The 21310-nt window shown below is 47.2% G+C and carries 23 protein-coding genes, 1 pseudogene and 1 other annotated feature; of the genes and pseudogenes, 8 read left to right on the top strand and 16 right to left on the bottom strand.

Annotated elements, in window-relative coordinates; translation table 11 throughout:
- Positions 1-12: 12 nt before the first annotated feature.
- The 10 genes from H9630_RS06200 to gnd all read right to left on the bottom strand — a co-directional run bounded on the left by H9630_RS06200 (position 13) and on the right by gnd (position 8739).
- Entirely contained in the window at positions 13-381 is a 369-nt protein-coding gene (locus tag H9630_RS06200; protein ID WP_191714643.1) for a DUF4181 domain-containing protein, read from the bottom strand.
- A gap of 33 nt (positions 382-414) precedes the next feature.
- Positions 415-972 (bottom strand): GNAT family N-acetyltransferase, encoded by a 558-nt coding sequence (locus H9630_RS06195; RefSeq protein WP_191714642.1) that lies wholly within the window; start codon positions 970-972, stop codon positions 415-417.
- Positions 923-1486, bottom strand: coding sequence for a GNAT family N-acetyltransferase (locus tag H9630_RS06190; protein WP_191714641.1), 564 nt, complete (start codon positions 1484-1486; stop codon positions 923-925). The genes H9630_RS06195 and H9630_RS06190 overlap by 50 nt, the downstream gene beginning before the upstream one ends.
- Before the next feature lie 28 nt (positions 1487-1514).
- Positions 1515-2054 (bottom strand): GNAT family N-acetyltransferase, encoded by a 540-nt coding sequence (locus H9630_RS06185; protein ID WP_191714640.1) that lies wholly within the window; start codon positions 2052-2054, stop codon positions 1515-1517.
- Positions 2055-2104: 50 nt separating this feature from the next.
- Positions 2105-2269 (bottom strand): hypothetical protein, encoded by a 165-nt coding sequence (locus tag H9630_RS06180; protein ID WP_191714639.1) that lies wholly within the window; start codon positions 2267-2269, stop codon positions 2105-2107.
- Between the two features lie 20 nt (positions 2270-2289).
- Positions 2290-2718, bottom strand: coding sequence for a DUF4181 domain-containing protein (locus H9630_RS06175; RefSeq protein WP_191714638.1), 429 nt, complete (start codon positions 2716-2718; stop codon positions 2290-2292).
- A gap of 1 nt (position 2719) precedes the next feature.
- Positions 2720-4378, bottom strand: coding sequence for an FAD-binding dehydrogenase (locus H9630_RS06170; protein WP_191714637.1), 1659 nt, complete (start codon positions 4376-4378; stop codon positions 2720-2722).
- Between the two features lie 369 nt (positions 4379-4747).
- The gene (gntK, locus tag H9630_RS06165; RefSeq protein ID WP_191714636.1) at positions 4748-6292 is read right to left on the bottom strand and encodes a gluconokinase; all 1545 of its coding nucleotides are present in this window, start codon (positions 6290-6292) and stop codon (positions 4748-4750) included.
- A 65-nt stretch (positions 6293-6357) separates the two neighbouring features.
- Complete coding sequence (locus H9630_RS06160; protein ID WP_191714635.1) at positions 6358-7698, bottom strand: GntT/GntP/DsdX family permease; 1341 nt, start codon at positions 7696-7698, stop codon at positions 6358-6360.
- Between the two features lie 156 nt (positions 7699-7854).
- On the bottom strand, positions 7855-8739 hold the full coding sequence (gene gnd, locus H9630_RS06155; protein ID WP_191714634.1) for a phosphogluconate dehydrogenase (NAD(+)-dependent, decarboxylating): 885 nt from the start codon (positions 8737-8739) through the stop codon (positions 7855-7857).
- Between the two features lie 128 nt (positions 8740-8867).
- Here gnd and H9630_RS06150 point away from each other — a divergent pair, with 128 nt between their 5' ends.
- Complete coding sequence (locus tag H9630_RS06150; protein WP_191714633.1) at positions 8868-9719, top strand: MurR/RpiR family transcriptional regulator; 852 nt, start codon at positions 8868-8870, stop codon at positions 9717-9719.
- 123 nt (positions 9720-9842) lie between these two features.
- On the opposite strand, the gene H9630_RS06145 is transcribed toward H9630_RS06150, so the two are convergent.
- Entirely contained in the window at positions 9843-10031 is a 189-nt protein-coding gene (locus H9630_RS06145; protein ID WP_191714632.1) for a hypothetical protein, read from the bottom strand.
- Between the two features lie 64 nt (positions 10032-10095).
- Positions 10096-10350 (bottom strand) — a binding site (T-box leader).
- Between the two features lie 52 nt (positions 10351-10402).
- A complete protein-coding gene (locus H9630_RS06140; protein WP_191714631.1) occupies positions 10403-10762 on the bottom strand; it encodes a winged helix-turn-helix transcriptional regulator in 360 nt (119 codons plus the stop codon).
- 141 nt (positions 10763-10903) lie between these two features.
- On the opposite strand from H9630_RS06140, the gene H9630_RS06135 reads away from it, so the two are divergent.
- From H9630_RS06135 to H9630_RS06120, 4 genes are all read left to right on the top strand, one after another.
- Complete coding sequence (locus H9630_RS06135; RefSeq protein ID WP_191714630.1) at positions 10904-12130, top strand: MFS transporter; 1227 nt, start codon at positions 10904-10906, stop codon at positions 12128-12130.
- A 17-nt stretch (positions 12131-12147) separates the two neighbouring features.
- The gene (locus tag H9630_RS06130) at positions 12148-12990 is read left to right on the top strand and encodes an aldo/keto reductase (protein ID WP_191715068.1); all 843 of its coding nucleotides are present in this window, start codon (positions 12148-12150) and stop codon (positions 12988-12990) included.
- Between the two features lie 213 nt (positions 12991-13203).
- The gene (locus H9630_RS06125; protein WP_191714629.1) at positions 13204-14427 is read left to right on the top strand and encodes a dicarboxylate/amino acid:cation symporter; all 1224 of its coding nucleotides are present in this window, start codon (positions 13204-13206) and stop codon (positions 14425-14427) included.
- Between the two features lie 116 nt (positions 14428-14543).
- Positions 14544-15137 (top strand): histidine phosphatase family protein, encoded by a 594-nt coding sequence (locus H9630_RS06120; protein WP_191714628.1) that lies wholly within the window; start codon positions 14544-14546, stop codon positions 15135-15137.
- A 60-nt stretch (positions 15138-15197) separates the two neighbouring features.
- Here H9630_RS06120 and H9630_RS06115 read toward each other — a convergent pair whose 3' ends face one another.
- Positions 15198-15944, bottom strand: a complete 747-nt coding sequence (locus H9630_RS06115; protein ID WP_318247984.1) for a protein phosphatase 2C domain-containing protein — start codon at positions 15942-15944, stop codon at positions 15198-15200.
- 162 nt (positions 15945-16106) lie between these two features.
- On the opposite strand from H9630_RS06115, the gene H9630_RS06110 reads away from it, so the two are divergent.
- Positions 16107-16451, top strand: coding sequence for a heme oxygenase (locus H9630_RS06110; RefSeq protein WP_191714627.1), 345 nt, complete (start codon positions 16107-16109; stop codon positions 16449-16451).
- A 111-nt stretch (positions 16452-16562) separates the two neighbouring features.
- Here the strand turns inward: H9630_RS06110 and H9630_RS06105 are convergent, their stop codons facing one another.
- The gene (locus H9630_RS06105; protein WP_191714626.1) at positions 16563-17774 is read right to left on the bottom strand and encodes an MFS transporter; all 1212 of its coding nucleotides are present in this window, start codon (positions 17772-17774) and stop codon (positions 16563-16565) included.
- A 281-nt stretch (positions 17775-18055) separates the two neighbouring features.
- Here H9630_RS06105 and H9630_RS06100 point away from each other — a divergent pair, with 281 nt between their 5' ends.
- Together H9630_RS06100 and H9630_RS06095 are read left to right on the top strand one after the other, a co-directional pair.
- A complete protein-coding gene (locus tag H9630_RS06100; protein WP_318247983.1) occupies positions 18056-18427 on the top strand; it encodes a MarR family winged helix-turn-helix transcriptional regulator in 372 nt (123 codons plus the stop codon).
- Complete coding sequence (locus H9630_RS06095; protein WP_191714625.1) at positions 18424-19617, top strand: MFS transporter; 1194 nt, start codon at positions 18424-18426, stop codon at positions 19615-19617. Before H9630_RS06100 ends, H9630_RS06095 begins: the two co-directional genes overlap by 4 nt.
- Before the next feature lie 102 nt (positions 19618-19719).
- Here the strand turns inward: H9630_RS06095 and H9630_RS06090 are convergent.
- A pseudogene (locus H9630_RS06090) lies at positions 19720-20136 on the bottom strand (cupin domain-containing protein); the annotation flags it as partial.
- 82 nt (positions 20137-20218) lie between these two features.
- The gene (locus H9630_RS06085) at positions 20219-21268 is read right to left on the bottom strand and encodes an NAD(P)/FAD-dependent oxidoreductase (protein ID WP_191714623.1); all 1050 of its coding nucleotides are present in this window, start codon (positions 21266-21268) and stop codon (positions 20219-20221) included.
- Between the last annotated feature and the right edge of the window lie 42 nt (positions 21269-21310).

The following is a 21310-nucleotide window of genomic DNA, read 5'->3' as shown; positions in this document are numbered from 1 at the left end:
ATTGATTCCCCTTTAGGGGAGTACAAAGAAACTGAGCAACAGGATTGCCACAATACCTGCTTCCGATAATTGGCTGATCCACATATTATCGCTTTTAGCGTATTTCCATTCCATAAAAGCGCGACTGACCAGACTGATGAAGAAAAAGAGAAAAAGGTAATACACCCAATTGATGGTCCCCATTAATTGATTCCCCAACGTGAATGCCCCGACCAGGAAAGCAATCATCAAGAATGCTTCAACCAATGCATGAATCCGGTTCAAGGGCCAATACAACCATTCTTTGCGCTCTGTAATGTCCCAGTGTTTTCTTACATAACGCCTTATAAAAAAGTTGACGACAATATAACCCAAACATAATAGGAGCGCTTCAACGATCAAGCTCTTTCCTCCTTCCTTAAAATTCCCTGTTCATCATTCAACTTTTTCTTCCCCTATCCATTCCCTGCTGAGAATGGAGAAAATAAAAGCGTCATGGGATTGCTTGCGCTGATGCAGATAGCCACGCAATCGCCCTTCCCACGTAAAGCCTAGCTTTTCCAACAGCCGGTTTGATGACTTGTTTTCCGGAAAGGTCACAGCTCCGATCCGGTACAGGCCAAGTTCTGCAAAAGCGTAGCTTAATACGCCGCGAATCGCTTCTTGCGTGAACCCCTGGCGCCAATAATCCGGATGCAGTTCATAGCCGATTTCCGCTTTTTTGGAGCCCAGATACAAATTGTTCAAACCGATAGTTCCGATAAAATCGCCAGTCTCCTTCAGACGAATTGCCCAACGCATTCCTCTTTTTAAATTGAAACTGGTTTGGAAGGAACGGATCATTTCAACAGCCTCTTCGGAGTGGACCAGACTATCCATGCCGCAATAAATTGTTACTTCATCGCGCGACATGATATCAAAGAACCTTTCAGCGTCACGTTCCTCAATCCTGTTTAACAACAGCCTTTCCGTTTCCAATTGCGGGAAGTCCATTTTGTCCCTCCTTTTCAATTGCGTAGACACAGACGTTTTGTCCGGACAGGATAACTTCTTTCTCTATTGTCATGCCGATATGCTGTGCCACTTTGTGTGAAGCGGTGTTCCTTGGCTGAATCAAAGAAATGAGGCGTTTTTCTCCTAACTGATGCAGCCCATAGTCGCGCAAAGCCTCTGCCGCTTCTTTGGCGTAACCCTGGCCCCAAAATTCCTTAGCTACCCAATAGCCAACCTCCAATTCATCAATTCCTTCGATGGTCTGAGCCACCAGTCCGGCATGGCCGATTCGCTTGCCGTCTTCTTTCCGTACCAGCAGCATTAAGCCACTCTTCGGATTTTCTTTATAGTAACGATAAATCCAGTAGAGGAATTCGAGAGCTTCGCTTTTATTTCGCGTCTGCCCTTTGCCGATATAGCGGATCATTTCCGGATCGGCTAACAGCGACCATAAAAACTGGAAATCTTCATCTGTATAATTTCGGAACTGGAGCCTATCTGATTGAATGTGCATAGAACCACCCTTCTCTCACTTCTGTCTTTCAGAGATCCCGCGGATTGATGATGGCCAGCACTTGATGATCCTGCCATTCACCGTTTATCTGGACGTTCTGCAACGCAATTCCTTCCTTGTGGAAACCAGCTTTTTCCAGAACCCGAATAGATGCATCATTTCCCGGCATGACACCCGCTTCAATGCGGTGCAGCGCCAGCTTCCGAAAAGCATAGCCTACAACCAGCTCTACCGCTTCCGTGGTATAGCCTTTATTATTATGTTTCTGATCGAGGGCATATCCGAGAACTGCACTTTGAAGCGGCCCCCGCATCACCTGCACGAGACTGATGGTTCCAACCAATCGATCTGTTTCATTTTCGAAGATTCCAAAGCTGTAAGCCTGGTCATCTTCTTTCTGCTCCGCATAAATTTCAATCAATTCCCGCTGAAGCGGAAGCGTATAAAAGTCAGGGTAACGGGTCATCGCGTACGCCTCGAAAAACCCCCTGTTTTCTATCTCAAGTTTTAGCTTTTCCGCTGCATCGGAGGAACGCAAAAACCTGACGTACACCTTTTCGCCTTTCACTGGATCACTCCTTTGCGTGACAAAGTTCCACGTGAAACAAGTTTGCGGCTTTAACGGTTGCCTTCCCGTGCGCCCGCTTTCAGCAAGCTAATGATTTCTTCATTCTGCTCCACCTGTTTTTCTGAATTGATGCGCATGATTCTGATCCATCTCAATGCGAATGCAGCAATAAAAGCGGGTACTAAAATAAAGATTGCGGCGATTATATCTCCCATTCTTCTCTCCTCCAATCCGTTTAGATATTGTAGACGTATTCCAAAAACTCAGGGAATAAACTTAACCCAAAAGTAACGAAAATAACGGCACCCGTAAGCGATTCCAATAAGGTGTACATATACTCATGCGGGTTTTCTGCATGCTTTTTCTGAAATGCTGCGCGGATTATCAGCTGGACTGCGCCGATGACAATCGAAATCGACAAAACATAAAGGCTGGCAGCGCCGTATTCGTAGACCAGCAACGGCACGGAAAACGCCGCAACCGCGGATAGCCCGTTAAATATCCTGTCCCACTTTTTCTGGCCCTCATACTCTTCATCTTTGGAAAAGAACGGTTTTCTCTCCACCCCGAAAATTCTTCGCAAGACTGAATTCACTAAGAAAGTACTGGCTCCGACTCCCATTATAAAAAGAATCACGCGCCATCCTATGCCTTCAAACAACACTTCAAGAACCTCCCCTTTGAGCCACAGCTCTGCCTGCTACTCTGCCCGAAAACAGGCATCCGCCAAGAAAAGTTCCTTCCAATGACCGGTAGCCGTGGACACCGCCACCGCCGAATCCCGCTACTTCTCCAGCGGCATACAGACCAGGCACCGGCTCTCCGGCTTCATTCAACACTCGGGCGGATAAGTCCGTCTGCAGGCCGCCCAAGGTTTTGCGGCTGACAATATTCAGGCGAACCGCAATAAGCGGCCCTTTTTTGCGGTCCAGCAATTTATGAGGTGCCGCTACGCGGATCAGCCGGTCTCCCCGGTAGTTCCGTGCGCCGCGCATCGCTGTGATCTGCAAATCTTTGGAGAAGGGATTGTCGAGCTGGCGGTCACGCGCTTCGATCTGTTCTTTGATTCGTTCAAAATCTAATAGCTCTTCCCCAGTCAGGCTGTTCATTCCTTTGACCAGTTCCTCGAGTGTATCCGCTACAATAAAATCTTCCCCTTTGTCCATAAAGGCCTGCACCGGTGCCGTCGCTCCGGCACGGACACGCGATAATACCTGTGGAATGCTTTTGCCCGTCAAATCCGGATTTTGTTCCGAACCTGATAGCGCAAATTCCTTTTCGATGATTTTTTGCGTCAAAATGAACCAGGAATAGCTATAGCCGGTCTTCTGGATGGTCTCGAGTGTTCCAAGCGTATCGAACCCTGGAAAATTCGGTGAGGGAAAACGTTCCCCTGTGGCATCGAACCACATGGAAGATGGCCCCGGCAGAATCCGGATGCCGTGTTTGCTCCAGACCGGATTCCAATTCTTGATGCCTTCGGTATAATGCCACATCCGGTCCCGGTTGACGATGCGCCCGCCAGCTTTTTCCGTAATGGCGAGCATCCTGCCATCGACATGCTCGGGTACTCCAGACAACATGGCTTCCGGCGCCTTACCCATGCGGCTCGGCCAGTTTTTCCGGATCAAGTCATGGTTGCCTCCGATGCCGCCGCTTGTAACGACGACGGCCTTTGCTTCGCATCGGAAATTGGCGACTACTTGCCGCGAACTGACTTCTCCCCGCTGGGCATCGCTAAGCTCCAGCAGCGACCCCACTACACCGGTCACCACTCCATCTTTGGTGAGCAATTCATCCACTTGATGTCTCGGCCGATAATCAATCAGTCCGTTCTTCATATGTTCGCGTACCCGCCGTTCAAACGGCTCAACGATTCCCGGTCCTGTTCCCCAGACGATATGGAAGCGCGGCACCGAATTGCCGTGCCCTTCCGCCAAATAACCGCCGCGTTCAGCCCAGCCAACGACTGGAAAGAATCTGACGCCCATTCCGGCGAGCCAGCTCCGCTTTTCATTTGCTGCAAAATCCACATAAGCCTCCGCCCATTTCTTTCCCCAGTAATCTTCATCCTGCTCCCGGTCGAAACCGGCTGCCCCAAGCCAATCCTGCCAAGCCAATTCTTTTGAATCGTTGATGCCCATGCGCCGCTGTTCAGGCGAATCGATTAAAAACAGGCCGCCAAACGACCACCACGCCTGTCCGCCAAAAGACGCTTCCGGCTCCTGATCCAACAGCAATACTGTTTTGCCTGCGTCAGCGATTTCCGCTGCCGCCACAAGCCCCGCAAGGCCTGCCCCCACAATAATCGCATCAAATTCCATCCGTACATCCCCCTTGATGTTGAATGATTAAGCACTGTTGTTCCATCTTGAGGAGTAACTCCCCATAGTTTGAAGTTTGTCTTTATCGTATCATGCGGGTTTGGAAAATTATAGATATTTTTAGTTGTTTTCTGATTGTTTGATTTATTACAGGAATATATTCTGCAGAGCGTGCGTATTTTATTTTAAACGTGCGTAAAGATTGCCAAGCATTCGCATTTTATGTTGAACGTGCATATAATTTGCTGAGCGTGCATAAGATTAGGCAAAAGCAATTTCCGATTCTATTAGAATAAATAAAGAAAATATTTCCAACCAATCAACCTAAAAAACACCCGAAACCAGCTTTCTGGTCCCGGATGCCGCGTCTCATTCCAAATGCTTCCGCTGGAAGTCTGAAATGCTTTCGTATTCTTCTGTCAGCAGGCGTGATAAGCGGATATAAATCGGCAATAGCTCCCGATAGACGCCTGCCACCGCTTCATCTGGCTCATGCGTGTGCGTTTGGCCGATCATTTCGGAGACGATACTGAAATCCTCGATTTCCCCTGTGGCGTACATGCCGAGAACGACAGCGCCAAGGCAGGAGCTCTCGAAGCTCTCCGGAATGACTACCGGCTTGCCGAACACATCGGCAAGCAATTGGCGCCACATTTCCGAACGGGCAAAGCCGCCTGATGCCTGGATGCGCACCGGTTCCCCGGTAAGTTCTTCGACAGCCAGCAGCACTGTATACAAGTTAAAGACAATGCCTTCCAGCACAGAACGGATCATATGCTGTTTTTTGTGATGGATGCTGAGCCCGAAAAACGATCCGCGGGCATTCGAGTCCCATAATGGCGCCCGTTCCCCAGTCAAATACGGATGGAACAACAAGCCGTCTGCTCCAGGATTGACGCCCTCGGCAATTTTCGTCAGCACGTCATAGGAATCGATGCCGAGGCGTTTCGCCGTTTCCACTTCGGATGAAGCGAACTCATCCCGCAGCCAGCGCAGGACGATGCCGCCATTGTTGACAGGCCCGCCGACCACCCAGTGGTTTTCAGTCAATGCATAGCAGAAAGTCCGCCCTTTCGGATCCGTTTTCGGTTCCGAAGTCACGGTGCGGATAGCGCCGCTCGTGCCGATTGTGACGGCCAGTACACCTGGTTCAATGGCATCAACGCCAAGGTTCGCCAAGACGCCATCGCTTGCGCCGATGATAAACGGAATCTCTTCCGGAATTCCCATAAACAAGGCATGTTCCGGAGCGAGTCCTCTCAATTGGTGCGTTGTCGGAACCGGCCGCGACAATTGCGCAGGCGCAACACCAGCCACTGCCAACGCTTCTTCATCCCAATTCAGCTGCTGGAGGTTGAAGAGCCCGGTTGCCGAAGCAATGGAATGGTCGATGACGTATTCGCCGAATAAATGGTGGAACACAAACTCTTTGATGCCAATGAATTTCGCTGCCTGCGCATATACTTCCGGCTTGTCCTCTTTCAGCCAGACCAACTTTGAGAGCGGCGACATCGCATGGATCGGTGTCCCCGTACGCAAGTAGATTTCATGGCCGTTCAGCTGTGCTTTTATGTGCTTGGCATGCTTCGAGCTTCTTGTGTCTGCCCAGGTGATGCTTTGTGTCAGCAGATTTCCCGCCGTATCCACCGCAATCAGGCTGTGCATCGCTGAACTGAATGACACCAGTTTCAGCTGTTGCACGTCAATGCCGCTTTGGCGGATGGTTTTGCGCACAGCGGTCAATACTGCACGAAAAATTTCTTCCGGATCTTGTTCCGCAATCAGTGGACTTGGCGTTTCCAGGGCATAAAAAACGGTATCGGCTTCTAATACTGCGCCCGCTTTGTTGAACAAAACGGCTTTTGTGGAAGTGGTACCGATGTCTACTCCCAAATAATATGACTGTTCAGGCATAAGAGCCCTCCTCTATATAGCAGAAAAAGAAAAAGGAATCACTCCTTTTTCTCTTCAGGTTTAATTTAGATAAAAAAGCTTATGATCAACACTACCACGAACCCGGTAAGACCGATAATGGTTTCCATGACGGTCCAGGATTTCAAGGTATCTTTGACGTCCATGCCGAAGTAACGGTTAACGAGCCAGAAACCTGAGTCGTTGACGTGGGACAAGACCGTTGCGCCTGAAGCAATGGCAATAACGATCAAGCCCAAAGCCGGTCCGGTCATGCCGACCATTTCAAGAAGCGGTGTGATCAAACCGGCCGCAGTCACCATGGCAACCGTTGCGGAACCTTGCGCTACACGCACGGCAGTCGCAATCAAAAATGCCAGAACGATTGGCGGCAAAGCCGAATCCCCCATCATCTCACCCAACACATCACCGACACCGGAGTCGATCAGCACTTGCTTGAAAACACCGCCTGCGCCTGTTACGAGGATGATGATCCCGGCAGGTTCAAGCGCTTTGGTGGCAATATCCTGCACTTCCTGACGCGAATAGCCGCGCTTTGTCCCGAGCAAATAGAACGTCAACATCGTCGCAATCGTCAATGCCACGAAAGGATGCCCGAGGAATGTCAGGATTTCACGCACCATATTTCCTTCATTCAGTAAAACACCGGATAAAGTATTCAATAGGATGAGAACCAGAGGAATCAGGATCAACGATGTGATCATGCCAAAGCTCGGCAACTCTTTATCGTATTCTTTTTCTTCCAACTCCATGTAATCGGGGATGGCAATATGAATCTTTTTGCCGATGAAACGCCCGAATACCGGTCCGGCTAAAATCATCGCCGGAATCCCCGCAAGTACCCCAAACAGAATGACCCATCCAAGTTCTGCCCCGACCAGTTCCGCAACCGCAATCGGTCCCGGAGTCGGCGGAATAAAACTGTGTGTAACGGCCAATCCTGCCAATAGCGGAATCCCGTAATGCAACAGCGACTTGCCCGTTTTTCTTGCCAAACCGTAAACGATCGGCACCAAAATAATGAAACCGACATCGAAAAATACCGGAATCGCCACGATAAAGCCGGTGACGCCCAGCGCCCATTGCGCTTTGTCTTCACCGAATTTGCTGATCATCGTAGCGGCCAAACGTTCTGCACCACCCGACACTTCCAGCATTTTACCGAACATGGCACCCAGGCCGACCACTACCGCAACAAAGCCGAGTGTGCCGCCCATGCCGTTTTGGATGGAATTAATCACTTCGCCAAGCGGCATGCCAGCGGCTATCCCCACCAGCAAACTGACCAGCAGCAAAGCCACAAAGGCATGCAATTTAGTTCGGATGACCAAAAATAATAATAAGAATATACCTGCAAGTGCGACCATGATCAACATTGAACCTGACAAATCTTCTCCCCCTTATTATGTAGCTCCAGCCTGTTCAGCTGGATCAGAAATTATTTCCTTCACTTTTAGCCTGGCTGGCGTTCATCCCCCGGATGCGCCAGCGCATGTCTGCACAAACTACTTTGGGCAATCGCTAATTGCTGATTAAACCAAGTATTATTTCTTCTCTACTGCATGGCCGCCGAATTCATTGCGTTGTGCTGCCACGACTTTTCCTGCAAAGGTATCCTCTTCCAATGAGCGATAGCGCATCATGAGCGACAAGGTGATAACCGGTGCCGGAACATTCAAGTCAAGCGCCGTTTCTACAGTCCATTTGCCTTCACCTGAAGAATTCATGACACCTTTGATGCTTTCCAGTTTGGCGTCTTTTGAAAATGCGTTTTTCGTCATTTCCATCAAATATGAACTGATGATGGATCCGTGGTTCCAAACGTCAGCCACTTTTTCGTAATCAAAGTCGAACGGGCTTTTGTTGAGGATGTCAAACCCTTCCGCAATCGACTGCATCATGCCGTATTCAATGCCGTTGTGGATCATTTTCAGGAAATGTCCGCTGCCCGCTTCGCCTGTATACAAATAGCCATCCGGTACAGAAATATCCTTCAATAGCGGTTCGATGGTTTTGAATTTTTCTGCATCGCCGCCGATCATTGCACAAATCCCGTGGCGGGCTCCTTCAGTTCCTCCGCTCGTTCCGCAGTCAAAAAAGAAGAGGCCGTGCTCTTTCAAAGTCGCCGCCCGTCGCACTGTGTCTTTGTAGTTCGAATTTCCGCCATCAATGATGGTATCTCCTTCTTCAAGCAAAGGCATTAATTGTCCGATAACTGATTCGGTGATTTCGCCAGCCGGCACCATCAGCCAAAGCGTACGGGGAGCTTTCAGCTCTTTCACCATTTTTTCAATAGAAGAAGCTTGCGTGAAACCGCTTTCTTCAATTGCTGCGTAGCTGTCGTAACCGATAACTTTGTGGCCATGATCCGTTAAATTCAGTGCCAAGTTCAATCCCATTTTGCCTAACCCAATAATTCCAATTTCCATTGTGGAATCCTCCTTCAGAATAAAAGAATTTTTTTCCTTATTTCGTCCATTGTATCAAATATTTTTCCGTACGCAACATGTTAAAGTATAATAGATAAAAATACTTCCCTAGAAACGAGGCGCGGATCATGAAAGAACAGCAATTTGCGCTGGCTGCCATACGCGGTAGTTACCGCCATTTCAGTGAAAAAGAAAAAAAGATCGCCGATTATGTTTTGAACGATCCAAAAAATATCATTCATTTGACCATTAACCAGATTGCCGATGATCTGGGGCTGGCTGAATCAACCATCTTCCGCTTTTGCCAACGGATTGGTTTTAAGGGCTTCCAGGCTTTTAAGATTTCGCTCGCCGCAGAAGTTGTGGCTCCTTTAAAGGACATTCATGAAAAAATTGAAGAAGGCGACAGCATCAGTGCTGTCACTGAAAAAGTATTCCGCTCCAATATCAAAACGCTTGAGGATACCCTTCAGATTGTTGATGCAGAAGCGATGAATTCGGCAATTGAAAAATTGATGAGCGCCCGGAAAATTGATTTTTACGGAAATGGCGGTTCAGCCATGGTGGCCATGGACGGTTATCATAAATTCGTCCGCTTAGGTCTTCATGTTTCCATGAATTTGGATTCTCATATGCAGTTGATGGCCGCTTCCCAGCTCCAGTCGGACGATGTGGCGATTGTTATTTCCCATTCAGGCTCCACCACTGATGTCCTGGATGTGCTGCGGATTCTGAAAGAAAAAGGCGTCACCATCATTTGCGTCACCAATTTCGCCAAATCCCCTTTGTCCAAAGAAGCGGATATCGCCCTATACACGCTGTCAGAAGAAACCGATTTCCGTTCTGAAGCCTTGTCATCCCGCATTGCGCAATTAAGTTTGATTGATGCGCTCTATACCAATCTGATGATCGCCCGCGGCAATGAAGGCAAAAAATCCCTTCAGGATATGCGTGAAGCGATGTCGCGCAAGCGGTTATAGCCGTGAAAAAGCTCGTTCCTACTATAAAGGAACGAGCTTTTTATTTATCTACCCTTTAGGCTCCTAACACCAGTCCAAAGCAGAAAGGATTACAGTTGAAGGCTTTATCGCTCAGCTTATTTGCTATCTATTAACTTCAGTCGGATAGTCGAGCTTTGCTCTTTCTATGTCTAATAATGCATAAACCGCCAGGGCCGATCCTCCTGTCATCTCCAGCACCAGCAGGTTCATGGCGATCAGGTAAATCCATGCTCCAATATTTGCTATTCCAATGGCCATCAGCATAATCACTGGCGCTCTCCAATTTTTCATCCTTCATTCCCCGCTCCCCTTTTTTATTTGGAAAATAAAAAAATCCCACCTCCAAGACCATTGTCTTGGAGGCGAGAATCGGTTTCGCGGTGCCACTCCAGTTGTTTCGACATGTCACCATATCGAACTCATCAAGTACGGTAGGTTGCCTGCTTATACTTTAGCTCTGTAACAGGAGCTCCTGTCACACCATCCCCTTTAAAGCGGTTCCGATGTGCTGCTCAGAGTTTTGCTTCGGTCATTTCTTCTTGTTCCTTTTCAGCTTCCGGAACTCTCTGGAAAGAATGGATTGATCTACTCTTCTCTTCAAGGCATTTTATTTTTTATATCCTAGCATTTTTCCCCAATGCTTGTACATATTATTTTAGTGTTTATTCGTTCAAAATGCCTTCCTGCAACACTGCAGATTTGTCTCCATAGACTTTCGTGAGGTGCATATCTCCCCAAGAACAAAGGGAATTTAGGATACCTTCCAGACTGATGCCGTATTCACTGAGCTCATACTCCACTTTTGGCGGGACCTGGTTATAGACAATGCGGTTGATGACACCGTCTGCTTCCAATTCGCGCAATTGCTGGGTCAGCATTTTTTGGGTGATGTCAGGCATGAGCCGTTTTAATTCACTGGTCCGCTTTTTGCCGCGCATCAAATGGCAAAGAATGACGGTTTTCCACTTCCCGCCGATGACCTCCAGTGTCGCTTCTACGGATATATTGTATTTCTTGTCCAACGGCCTTCTCCCCTTTCTATAGGTACTAAAAAGTACCTACAGCACTTTAAAGTGCGTACTTCCCTTAATTTACTCCATAACACATACTAACATTTATCGATTGGAATTGATCGATAGAAAAACTAGTTGGAGGAGAAAAATATGTCTCTAGATAAAAAAAGAAGCAACTTAGCCTTATTGGCGCTGGCACTCAGCGCCTTTGCCATCGGCACCACCGAATTCATCAGTGTCGGCCTGTTGCCGATGATCGCGGAGGATTTAACCATCAGTGTAACGACAGCCGGACTGACGGTATCTCTGTATGCCTTAGGCGTAATGTTCGGTGCTCCTGTCTTGACTTCAGTTACTGCCAATATGTCCAGAAAATCCTTGCTGCTATGGATTATGGTGGTCTTTATCATCGGCAATGTACTTGCAGCGACTGCCACTACCGTAAGCGTATTATTGATAGCAAGGGTAGTTTCAGCTCTTGCCCATGGGGTATTTATGGCTATCGGTGCTACTATCGCCGCAGATTTGGTTCCTGATAACAAGCGGGCCAGTGCTATTGCGATTATGTTTACGGGTTTGACTGTTGCTACTGTCACCGGTGTTCCTTTTGGTACATTTCTTGGGCAGCAATTTGGCTGGCGTGCTGCTTTTATGGCCATTGTCGTTATCGGCATCATTGCATTTATCGGAAACAGTATATGGATTCCTTCTGACTTAAAAAAAGCTGTCCGTACTTCTTTCCGGGATCAAGTCAAACTGGTGACGAACGGCAGGCTGTTGCTGGTTTTCAGCATTACAGCCCTTGGTTATGGAGGAACTTTTGTAGTATTCACCTATCTGTCGCCATTATTGCAGGAAGTGACAGGATTTCAGGCGGGAACTGTCACTCTCATATTGGTGGCCTACGGCATTGCCATAGCCGTCGGCAATACAATTGGCGGAAAGCTGGCCAATCAGAACCCGATCAAAGCACTGTTTTATATGTTTTTGATCCAATCCGGCATTTTATTGATTTTGGCTTTCACTGCTCCATTCAAAATTGCAGGGTTAATCACTATCATCGTCATGGGCCTCTTCGCCTTCATGAATGTTCCGGGCCTTCAAGTTTATGCAGTGATGCTGGCAGAACGGTATGTACCAACTGCCGTGGATGTTGCATCAGCCATCAACATTTCAGCATTTAACGCAGGAATTGCCATCGGCGCATTTGTCGGTGGAGTTGTCGCCGATTCGATAGGGCTTATCCATACTTCATGGATTGGCGCCCTCATGGTGTTCGGTGCGGTCTTATTGAGCGGCTGGAGCCGGCATCTTGAGAACAAAGAAACCAGCAGCAAAACCATTTTACGAAATTTACATGAAACATCAATCAACTAATTTTATGGAGGATGAGAATAATGAAAACCTTACAAGACACCACCACTTTGCATAACGGAGTTAACATGCCCTGGTTCGGTCTGGGTGTATTCAAAGTCAGCGAAGGAGGGGAAGTTATCGATGCAGTCCGAACCGCGATCATCAATGGCTACCGCAGCATCGATACAGCTGCCGCTTATGGCAATGAAGAAGGCGTTGGCCAAGGCATCCGTGAAGGATTGGCGGAAGCCGGCATTACCAGAGAAGAACTTTTTATCACTTCAAAAGTATGGAATTCCGATCTTGGCTACGAGTCGACCCTTGCCGCCTATGAAACCAGCCTGAAAAATCTGGGCTTGGATTACTTGGATCTTTATTTGATCCATTGGCCAGTTGAAGGGAAATACAAAGAAGCATGGCGCGCACTCGAAACCTTGTATAAAGAAAATCGTGTTAAAGCGATCGGCGTCAGCAATTTTCATATCCATCATTTAGAGGAATTGCTGAAAGATGCGGAAATCACCCCGATGGTTGATCAAGTGGAGTACCACCCTTTCCTGACGCAAGCGGAATTGCATACATTCTGCAAAGCTCACGACATTCAACTGGAAGCCTGGTCCCCATTGATGCAAGGCAAGCTGCTGGATCACCCGGTGCTCGTGGAGATCGCTGCGAAAACTGAAAAAACAGTCGCACAGGTCATTCTTCGCTGGGACCTGCAGAATGGCGTGGTGACCATCCCAAAATCCATCAAAGAAGCCCGAATCATTCAAAACTCACAGGTCTTTGATTTTGAACTGACAGACGAAGACATGGAACGGATTTCGGCATTGAATGAAAACAAGCGTATTGGACCAGACCCGGACAATTTTAATTTTTAACCTCAAGCAGGCAGCCCTCCATCAAGGCTGCCTGCTTTTACTGCTGCTTCGATAAATCGGAAAACGGATTGAAACGGCCGAATTGAACCTGCAACGTTTTATCAGAAAGCGAAGCAGGGGTTTTGACACCTCTCCTTCTCCTGGTATAAGTTAATGAAGTCAATTCCGATAGATTTTATAAGAATTATTATTTCTTGGAAAAGGAGAGAGAAAATGAAAACTTTATGGAAACGGTATCTCGATGCCTCATTAATTTTAAAAATCACGATTGCACTCATTCTCGGCATCGCTGTCGGCCTTATCTTTGGAGAGCAGGCTGCTGTGTTAGCGCCCTTCGGTGACTTATTGCTGAATCTGCTGACCTTTCTGATCATCCCTTTGATTCTTTTTACCATGATGGTCGGAATCAACCAATCCTCGATTGGGGATCTCGGACGTATGGGCGGTAAAGTGTTCATTTACTATACCCTCAGTTCCGCGTTTGCCATTATTGTCGGTTTGGCCGTCGCCAGCTTCTTTCAGCCTGGAACCGGCATGCAGCTGCAGAGCAATGAAACTTTCGATGTTCCGGAAAATCCAGGGCTTGTCAGTGTTCTGTTGAACATCGTCCCTTCCAACATCTTCACCGCTTTTACGGAACTTAATCTGCTTGGCATCATTTTCACTGCTTTCGCTTTTGGCATCGCGCTGTCCTATATGCGCCAATCCAGTGAATTTGAAAGTCTCGGCGATCATTTGTATAAAACCGTCACTGCCTTGAATGAACTGACTTTGTTGGTTTTAAAAGCCGTTCTCCAGTATGTGCCGATTGGAATTTTTGCCATCATGGCAGAGACTGTCGGCAACCAGGGCTTCGATACACTGTTGTCCCTTGGTGAAATGGTGCTCGTCCTCTACGTTGCCTTGATCGTCCAGATTTTGTTGTATACCTTGATCTTGGTACTGTTCAAAGTCAAACCGGGACAATTTTTCAAGCAGGCGCGCACACCGATGCTGACCGCTTTTGTTACTCAAAGCAGCTCTGGAACGCTGCCGCTGACGTTGACTGCCGCTAAAAACCTAGGGCTGTCCAAGAGCTTGTACGGCTTCAGCCTGCCGCTCGGCGCAACCATCAATATGGACGGAGCCGCCATCCGCATTGCCGTTTCAGCCGTCTTCGCCGCGAACCTCGTCGGAGATCCTTTAAGTCTTTCCGAGATGTTGCTGGTTGTGCTGGTCGGTACTTTGGCTTCCATTGGAACCGCCGGCGTCCCGGGAGCTGGGATTGTCATGATTGCCACTGTTTTCGTCCAACTGGGCTTGCCGATGGAAGCTGTCGCGTTGCTGACGGCCATCGATGCACTGGTTGGGATGGGCTGTACGGCATTGAACGTAACCGGTGACTTGGTAGGAACCACTGTAATTGATAAAAATGAAAAGAAACGAAAAACTGCATGACTCCGAAAAAGGCTGCCCTTCCGGCAGCCTTTTTTAGGGCCTATTATTCTTTCAACTTGTTCTGACAAACGCATTTCGCTATCCTGTTAAGTAACACACCAAAGGAGATGGCTTTATTGACGACAATTGGGTTGGTACGGCATGGCATCACGGATTGGAACATACAAGGCATCGCGCAAGGGTCGGCGGATATTCCATTGAATGAAACCGGCAGACAGCAAGCCGATGCGCTTGCAGAACGGCTTTCGAGAGAAGAGGATTGGGATCTGATCATCTCCAGTGATTTGTCCCGCGCCAAAGAGACAGCGGAAATCATCGGCAAAAAGCTTCATTTGCCGGTCAGCCATTTTGACACGCGGCTGCGTGAACGAAGCGGCGGCAAAATCGAAGGCACGACGGAAAAAGAACGTCTGGAAAAATGGGGAGCTGATTGGCGCGAACTTGATTTGGCGATGGAAAGCCGAGAAGAGGCAGCCGATCGCGGACTGGCGTGCATTGAAGATATACTGGAAAATTTCAGCGGACAGCGTGTACTGATTGTCAGCCACGGAGCGTTGATCGGCTTGACGTTAAAAAAACTTATGCCGGAGAAGTTCCAGGAAACTTCCATGGACAATACGTCCATCACGATTTTAAAAAATGCCGAAAGCCAGTGGAATTGCTCATTGTATAATTGCACCGTCCATTTGCAGAAAAGTGAAAGCTATTGATTACTGGCCTTACTAGCTGCTTCCTCTATATTTACTTTCCAGAAAACCACTGTCGTGCTGTCACGGACGTGGTTTTTTTGGATTTTGGATAAGTAAGGCAGCGACGCCCGCTGCGGTATCGGTATCTTTGCACTCCTGCCAGATACTTTCGGGTTCAGCAAATATCCCCCCTGGGCACTCTACCAACCCGTCTGTCGTCAGCAAGATCTGGTTTTCGCCTTGCCGCAACTCCCTGGTTCCGCTGCTGTAGCATGGAGCTTCTTGCGCAAAGGTATTCACTTGGCCGACCCATTCATAGAAGTGGCGCTGATTTAGTTGGTATTGTCCAAAAGCGGCCAGTTCGGGATGAAAAAGGTATAACAGGCAATCGCCGACAGAAAACCAGTAGAGGTATTTCCCTTTCCTGACTACTATCAAACAAGCTGTTTCGCCTTGCACCTGCCGGCAATCTTCTTTAAAGCTATCCTCCTGAAACAACTGCAACAGAACGTTTTCAATACCCTTGAACAAGCTAACACTGACCTTACCCGACAGTAGAGAAGCGATTTGTTTTTTATGATTTTCAACTTGACTGATGACTAATTCGGCACTTTGGGCAGAATTATGCGCATCCAGAACCATCACGAACTCCCAGTCTTCTTTATCTTCCAACCAAATCAGACAGCCGTCTTCATTTTTAGACTGGCCGGCAGCCGAGTTTCCACCGAATCGGCCAAGTACCATATGTCCCAAAGGCAGTATGTCCATTTGGTCGATATATGTATGCTCACTGCCGATCCAACTGAACTGCTTTCTTTGTTTCACCATGTCATAACCCCATTCCTCAATATTCTTTCAATTATAATCAACATTAATCAAATTGAGTAGAGAAAGAAGATGCACACTGCCAGTACACACATCCATCTGAAGAATGTGATAAAATTTATATCAGTGAAAAACAAAATACAATCTGAAAAGGAGAGGTTCTTAATGTATGTAGTAACCAACCGCATTAAAATGAAAAAAGGATTTGCAGAAAAGATGGCTCCTAACTTCACTCGTCCAGGTGCTTTGCAGGAAATGGAAGGCTTCGTTAAAGTTGAAGCGACCATCACTCAGAACTTGGAAGAACACGATGAATTGAACGTCAATATGTATTGGGAGAACCTTGAGAGCTTTGAAGCTTGGAAATCAAGTGACGCTTTCAAACAATCCCATAAGCGTCCGGAAGAAAACTCCAATGAACCACCAAAAGAATCTCCAATGCTTGGCAGTGAATTGGTCATCGCTAAAGTGGCTTCTACTATCGAAGCTACACCGAAAAAGCAAGCATAAGAAATGAATTGCTTTAAACTTTAATGTAAAAACAGGCACTTTTCCCGTTATCGGGAAAGTGCCTGTTTTGATGTTCACTTTTAAAATGAGACAGTGTTCAATTGATTTTTTTTATTCGACCGAGACGCCTTCGGCTTTTTCCCAGCCGTTCTTTTGTTGTCTGCCAACCAGCAGATGGTATAAAACCACGCTGGCAGCAAGCATGGCCGCTATCAATAAATACATTCCCCTAAATCCGACAAGCGGCGTGATGAACCCGAGTGCAAACGGTCCAAAACCGATGCCGATGTCCACAAAAATATAGAAAGTGGAGGTTGCCAGCCCCATTCGATGTGCGGGCGATAGCTTAATCGCCAAGGCTTGAGAACTGGACTGCAATGTACCGTATCCAAGACCAATAAATACGCCTGCAAGGAGCAGAATGATCCCGCTATGTGCTTGGCTCAATAGTACCATGCCAATGGCATAAGCGATGATTGCCGGATACATCACAATATTGACGCCTTTAACGTCAAATAAGCGGCCCGTAAACGGTCTGGACAGGATTACCACCACAGCGTAGACAATAAAAAATAGGCTTGCGGCTTCGACAAGATCTATTTCCTTGGCATAAAAGGTCAGATAGGAGAGTACACTTGAATAGCCCAAGGCCATGACAAAACTGATGATTGAAATTGGGACAGCTTTTGGTTCCAGAAAATTGGACAATTTAAGTCCTTTCATTTCTTTCATTTGTTCAGCGGTCAATACAAGACGCGGAATATTCATGAACAATGCAGCAAGCAAAGTGACAAGCGCCAGCACACTACAAATAATGAAATTGGCTTCTGCCGAAATACGGTCCGTAATCAGTAGACCAATAAACGGTCCGATCGCAGAGGCGATGATAATGCTGACGCCGTAATACCCCGTCCCTTCCCCACGTCTGGAATTGGGAATCAGGCTAGCGGCTATCGTGCCTGTAGCTGTAGAAGCCAGCGCAAACGCGATACCGTGGAAGAGGCGGATAAACAAGAGCACGGCCAAACTGTTGATGATGAAATACAATAGCGTCAGTACGAGAAACGCAGCCAAGCCGATAAACAACAGTTTTTTTCTTCCTATCCGTTCAATAGCTGATCCTCCGAACAGCCGGCCCATCAATGCACCGACCACAAAAATACTGGAAGCCAAACCGGCCATACTGGTGGAGGCATTAAACTCCCCTTTTGCATAAACCGGAATGATGACTACCAATAAATAAAAACTTAAAAACAATAAGAAGTTCACGCCAAAAACAAGCAGAAAATCTTTTGTCCATAATGGTTCTTTTTTCTGTTCCATTTTTCTTACTCACCTGCCTCCATATGATTTCTAGACAATTACTATCCATTACAGAAGTAAATTAGTTACCCAAGATAACTAATTATTATACAGGGTTTTTAACAAAAGTACAGAAGCTTTCACTTTCTTTATGATTTAAAACGTTGTTTCAGTCTCTATCTTTTGATATGGTTACCCTTGATAACAAACGTCATCAACATTATAAAGAGGTGTTTTTCATTAAAGCTTTTCAAGAGTTTTTCCATCAGTTTCTTTTACTGTCCAGGCCTTTTGAACATCATTTGAATAACGAACTTGGCAAGCATAGGCTCTACCGGGCTCAATGGTCAATTTTGTATTATATAGCCAATAATGACTCCGCAACGTTAGTTGAGCTTGCCCATTATCAACGGATTGAAAAACCGACCGTGACACGCACCGTAACCCGATTGGAAGAGCAAGGTTACTTAGAGCACATCCCCGGCAAAGACAGACGTGAAAAACGGATGCAGCTTACTACCCACGGGAAAAAAGTATACGAGGATGTTCGTGTCACTATCGATCAATTTGAAAAAGAAATTCTGGCTCATATCCCGGAAGAAGATCAGCTTGCAGGGATTGAGATGATGAAAACCATACGCATGAATTTAATCAGCAGGGAGAATTCCAAATGAATAAAAACAATCCTCCTTTATGGACAAAAGACTTTATCGTCACTGCTTTAGTGAATTTTTTCTTAGTTCTTATCTTCTATCTACTGATGGTCACAATCGCCGTCTATGCTGTTGAGGAATATGGGGCTTCAACAAGCGAAGCCGGCCTGGTTACCGGAATTTTCATTCTGGGCGCTTTAGCGGGAAGGCTGGTCATCGGCCGTACAATCGACAAAATTGGCCGCAAACAGACCTTGGTCATCGGCCTTGCGCTATTCACTTTGACTACATTCTTCTATTTCCTGAATTTCGGACTTCCTTTCCTCATGCTCAATCGCTTTCTTCACGGGATGACGTTGGGAATGGCCAGCACGGCAGCCGGAACCATCGTTGCTCAAATTATTCCAATGAGACGCAAAGGCGAAGGGATCGGTTATTTCAGCCTCAGTTCGACTTTAGCGACGGCTTTTGGCCCCTTCATCGGGTTGATGATGAGCCAGTACAGCAGCTATGAAATGATTTTTTCGGTATGCTTGGCGCTCGGCGTGGTCAGCTTGGCCGTATCTTTATTTGTTTATGTACCGCCAGTCGTTGCGCCACCTGCAACTGACGAAACGAAAGGGTTTAAGATTTCAGATTACATCGAACCGAAAGCTGTACCGATTGCACTCGTTTGTCTGGCCATCGCCCTTTGCTATTCCAGCGTTCTGTCATTTATCAACTTCTTTGCGATGGAGGAAGATTTAGTGCAGGCAGCCAGCTACTTTTTCCTTGTTTACGCCATTGCGATATTAGTTTCCCGGCCGTTCACCGGAAGACTGATGGACCTGAAAGGCGCAAACTTCGTCATGTATCCTGCTTTCGCCATTTTTGCAGCAGGACTTTTCCTGTTAAGCGTCACCAGCAGCAGTACAGGGTTATTGGTTGCCGGTGCTTTGATTGGTTTGGGCTTCGGCAATATGCAATCGACGACGCAAGCAGTCGCGGTCAAGCTGACGCCGCCTCACCGTATGGGCCTTGCCACTTCGACATTCTTTATCTCAATGGATGCCGGGCTCGGCTTCGGCCCGTACTTGCTGGGCTTTGTCATCCCCCTGATTGGTTACAGTTCACTTTACGGCATCCTGGGCTTTGCGGTGCTTGCAACTGCCGTCTTGTATTATTTGATGCACGGCAAAAAAGAACGTGCAGAAGCAGCGGCATTGGTTTAGAAATAAAAAATGGCCATCAATTCACTTACGAATTGATGGCCATTTCTATATCCTATTTTACCATTGCACACTGCTAATAATCCGGCTTATTTATCGGATCAGTTACTCCTCTTCTTCTTCAGCTTTCTCAGCAATCGCCTTGGTCTCATGCACGGTGCCATGAGGATGTTCCGGCGGCGCGTAAATGGAGTATATTTTTAACGGTTGATCGCCTTTGTTTGTGACGTTATGCCACTTTCCTGCTGGAATCATGATGGCGTAATCGTCTTCAGCATTTTCTTCAAAGGTCAGGTTGTCTTCGCTGTCCCCCATTTGGACAAAGCCTTTTCCGGCTTCAATCCGCAGAAATTGGTCGCCTTCATGGACTTCCAGGCCGATGTCGTCTCCCACTTCAATGCTCATGACGGTAACCTGCAGGTTCTTGCCTGTCCATAGAGCGGTGCGGAATGTGTCATTTTGCTTGGTCGCCTCTTCGATATTCACCACAAACGATTCTGCTCCATAATCTTTTAATTCCATAGCCTATTCCTCCTCCGAATTATCTTTACAGCTTTCTATACCTCAGTCTCAGCCGTCTCAAACTATCCGGAAAAGTTCTTTGCTACACCAATAACTGCTTGACCAATTCCTTATTGCGCTTTTTGAACACTTCATTATGAGAAGACACCATGGCGATTCTATTCGCGTCCGGCTGGATGTAGTGCTTGGCTTTATTGACTGCGTTCGCTGCATCCTGGAATGTTCCGGCAATCAGATTCAATTTGCCTTCGTGCTGCAGAATGTCACCCGCTGCATAGAGGCCTTCAACTGATGATTCGCTGCTTGGCGTGCCCGCGATGTAGTAATCGTCGGCAATTTCAATATTCAACGGACTGTTTCCAAGCAGACTGATGTCGCGCTCGTAGCCGTGGTTGATGATCATCTCATCAATCGGCAGAACTTGTTTTTCATTCGTTTCCTGATGCGTCAATTCAACAAACTCGATGGCATCCCGGCCATCCGAAGCGATCAAACGCGTGATATTCGTATGGAGGCAGCAGATGGCAGAGCCGTTCATCAGCTGCGTCACTTGCGCTTCATGTCCTGCAAGCTCAGGCTTGCGGTAGGTGACGTATACTTGCTTGGCGATCGGTTCCAATTCATTTGCCCAGTCGATGGCAGAATTTCCGCCGCCTGAAATCAAGACCGTTTTGCCTTTGAATCGCTCCAGTGATTTGACGGTGTAATTCAGATTCGACACTTCAAAACGCTCCGCTCCTTCAATCTGCAATTTTTGCGGATTCAGGATGCCTCCACCGACAGCGACAATCACCGTTTTTGATAAATGCACTTCACCGGAAGAACCGATCATTTCAAAGATGCCTTTTTCATTTTTTGCGATGGACTCAACTTTTTCATTCAATACGACTTTCGGGTGGAATGTCAGCCCTTGTGCAACCAATTGGTCGATGAGCTTAGCTCCTTGAATCGGCGGCTGTCCCCCAACGTCCCAAATCATTTTTTCCGGGTAGACATGAATTTTGCCGCCCAATTCCGGCTGAAATTCGATAATTTTCGTTTTCATTTCACGTAAACCACTATAAAAAGCTGAATACAATCCTGCTGGGCCCCCACCTATAATTGTTACATCAAAAAGTTCTTTTTCCCCCATCTATCTTCACTCCTGCCCATCCATATTTTTATTGACAATAAA

The organism is Planococcus wigleyi (assembly GCF_014836985.1).
Taxonomy (GTDB): domain Bacteria; phylum Bacillota; class Bacilli; order Bacillales_A; family Planococcaceae; genus Planococcus; species Planococcus notacanthi.
Note: the sequence above shows the minus strand (reverse complement) of the source record. Positions and strands in the feature narration are given on the sequence as shown.

Bases quoted from the DNA above. Each gene is read 5' to 3' on its own strand.
- H9630_RS06195 (WP_191714642.1), bottom strand. From the start codon at position 972: ATGGACTTCCCGCAATTGGAAACGGAAAGGCTGTTGTTAAACAGGATT.
- H9630_RS06190 (WP_191714641.1), bottom strand. From the start codon at position 1,486: ATGCACATTCAATCAGATAGGCTCCAGTTCCGAAATTATACAGATGAA.
- H9630_RS06180 (WP_191714639.1), bottom strand. From the start codon at position 2,269: ATGGGAGATATAATCGCCGCAATCTTTATTTTAGTACCCGCTTTTATT.
- H9630_RS06170 (WP_191714637.1), bottom strand. From the start codon at position 4,378: ATGGAATTTGATGCGATTATTGTGGGGGCAGGCCTTGCGGGGCTTGTG.
- gntK (WP_191714636.1), bottom strand. From the start codon at position 6,292: ATGCCTGAACAGTCATATTATTTGGGAGTAGACATCGGTACCACTTCC.
- gnd (WP_191714634.1), bottom strand. From the start codon at position 8,739: ATGGAAATTGGAATTATTGGGTTAGGCAAAATGGGATTGAACTTGGCA.
- H9630_RS06150 (WP_191714633.1), top strand. From the start codon at position 8,868: ATGAAAGAACAGCAATTTGCGCTGGCTGCCATACGCGGTAGTTACCGC.
- H9630_RS06145 (WP_191714632.1), bottom strand. From the start codon at position 10,031: ATGAAAAATTGGAGAGCGCCAGTGATTATGCTGATGGCCATTGGAATA.
- H9630_RS06135 (WP_191714630.1), top strand. From the start codon at position 10,904: ATGTCTCTAGATAAAAAAAGAAGCAACTTAGCCTTATTGGCGCTGGCA.
- H9630_RS06125 (WP_191714629.1), top strand. From the start codon at position 13,204: ATGAAAACTTTATGGAAACGGTATCTCGATGCCTCATTAATTTTAAAA.
- H9630_RS06115 (WP_318247984.1), bottom strand. From the start codon at position 15,944: ATGGTGAAACAAAGAAAGCAGTTCAGTTGGATCGGCAGTGAGCATACA.
- H9630_RS06110 (WP_191714627.1), top strand. From the start codon at position 16,107: ATGTATGTAGTAACCAACCGCATTAAAATGAAAAAAGGATTTGCAGAA.
- H9630_RS06105 (WP_191714626.1), bottom strand. From the start codon at position 17,774: ATGGAACAGAAAAAAGAACCATTATGGACAAAAGATTTTCTGCTTGTT.
- H9630_RS06095 (WP_191714625.1), top strand. From the start codon at position 18,424: ATGAATAAAAACAATCCTCCTTTATGGACAAAAGACTTTATCGTCACT.
- H9630_RS06085 (WP_191714623.1), bottom strand. From the start codon at position 21,268: ATGGGGGAAAAAGAACTTTTTGATGTAACAATTATAGGTGGGGGCCCA.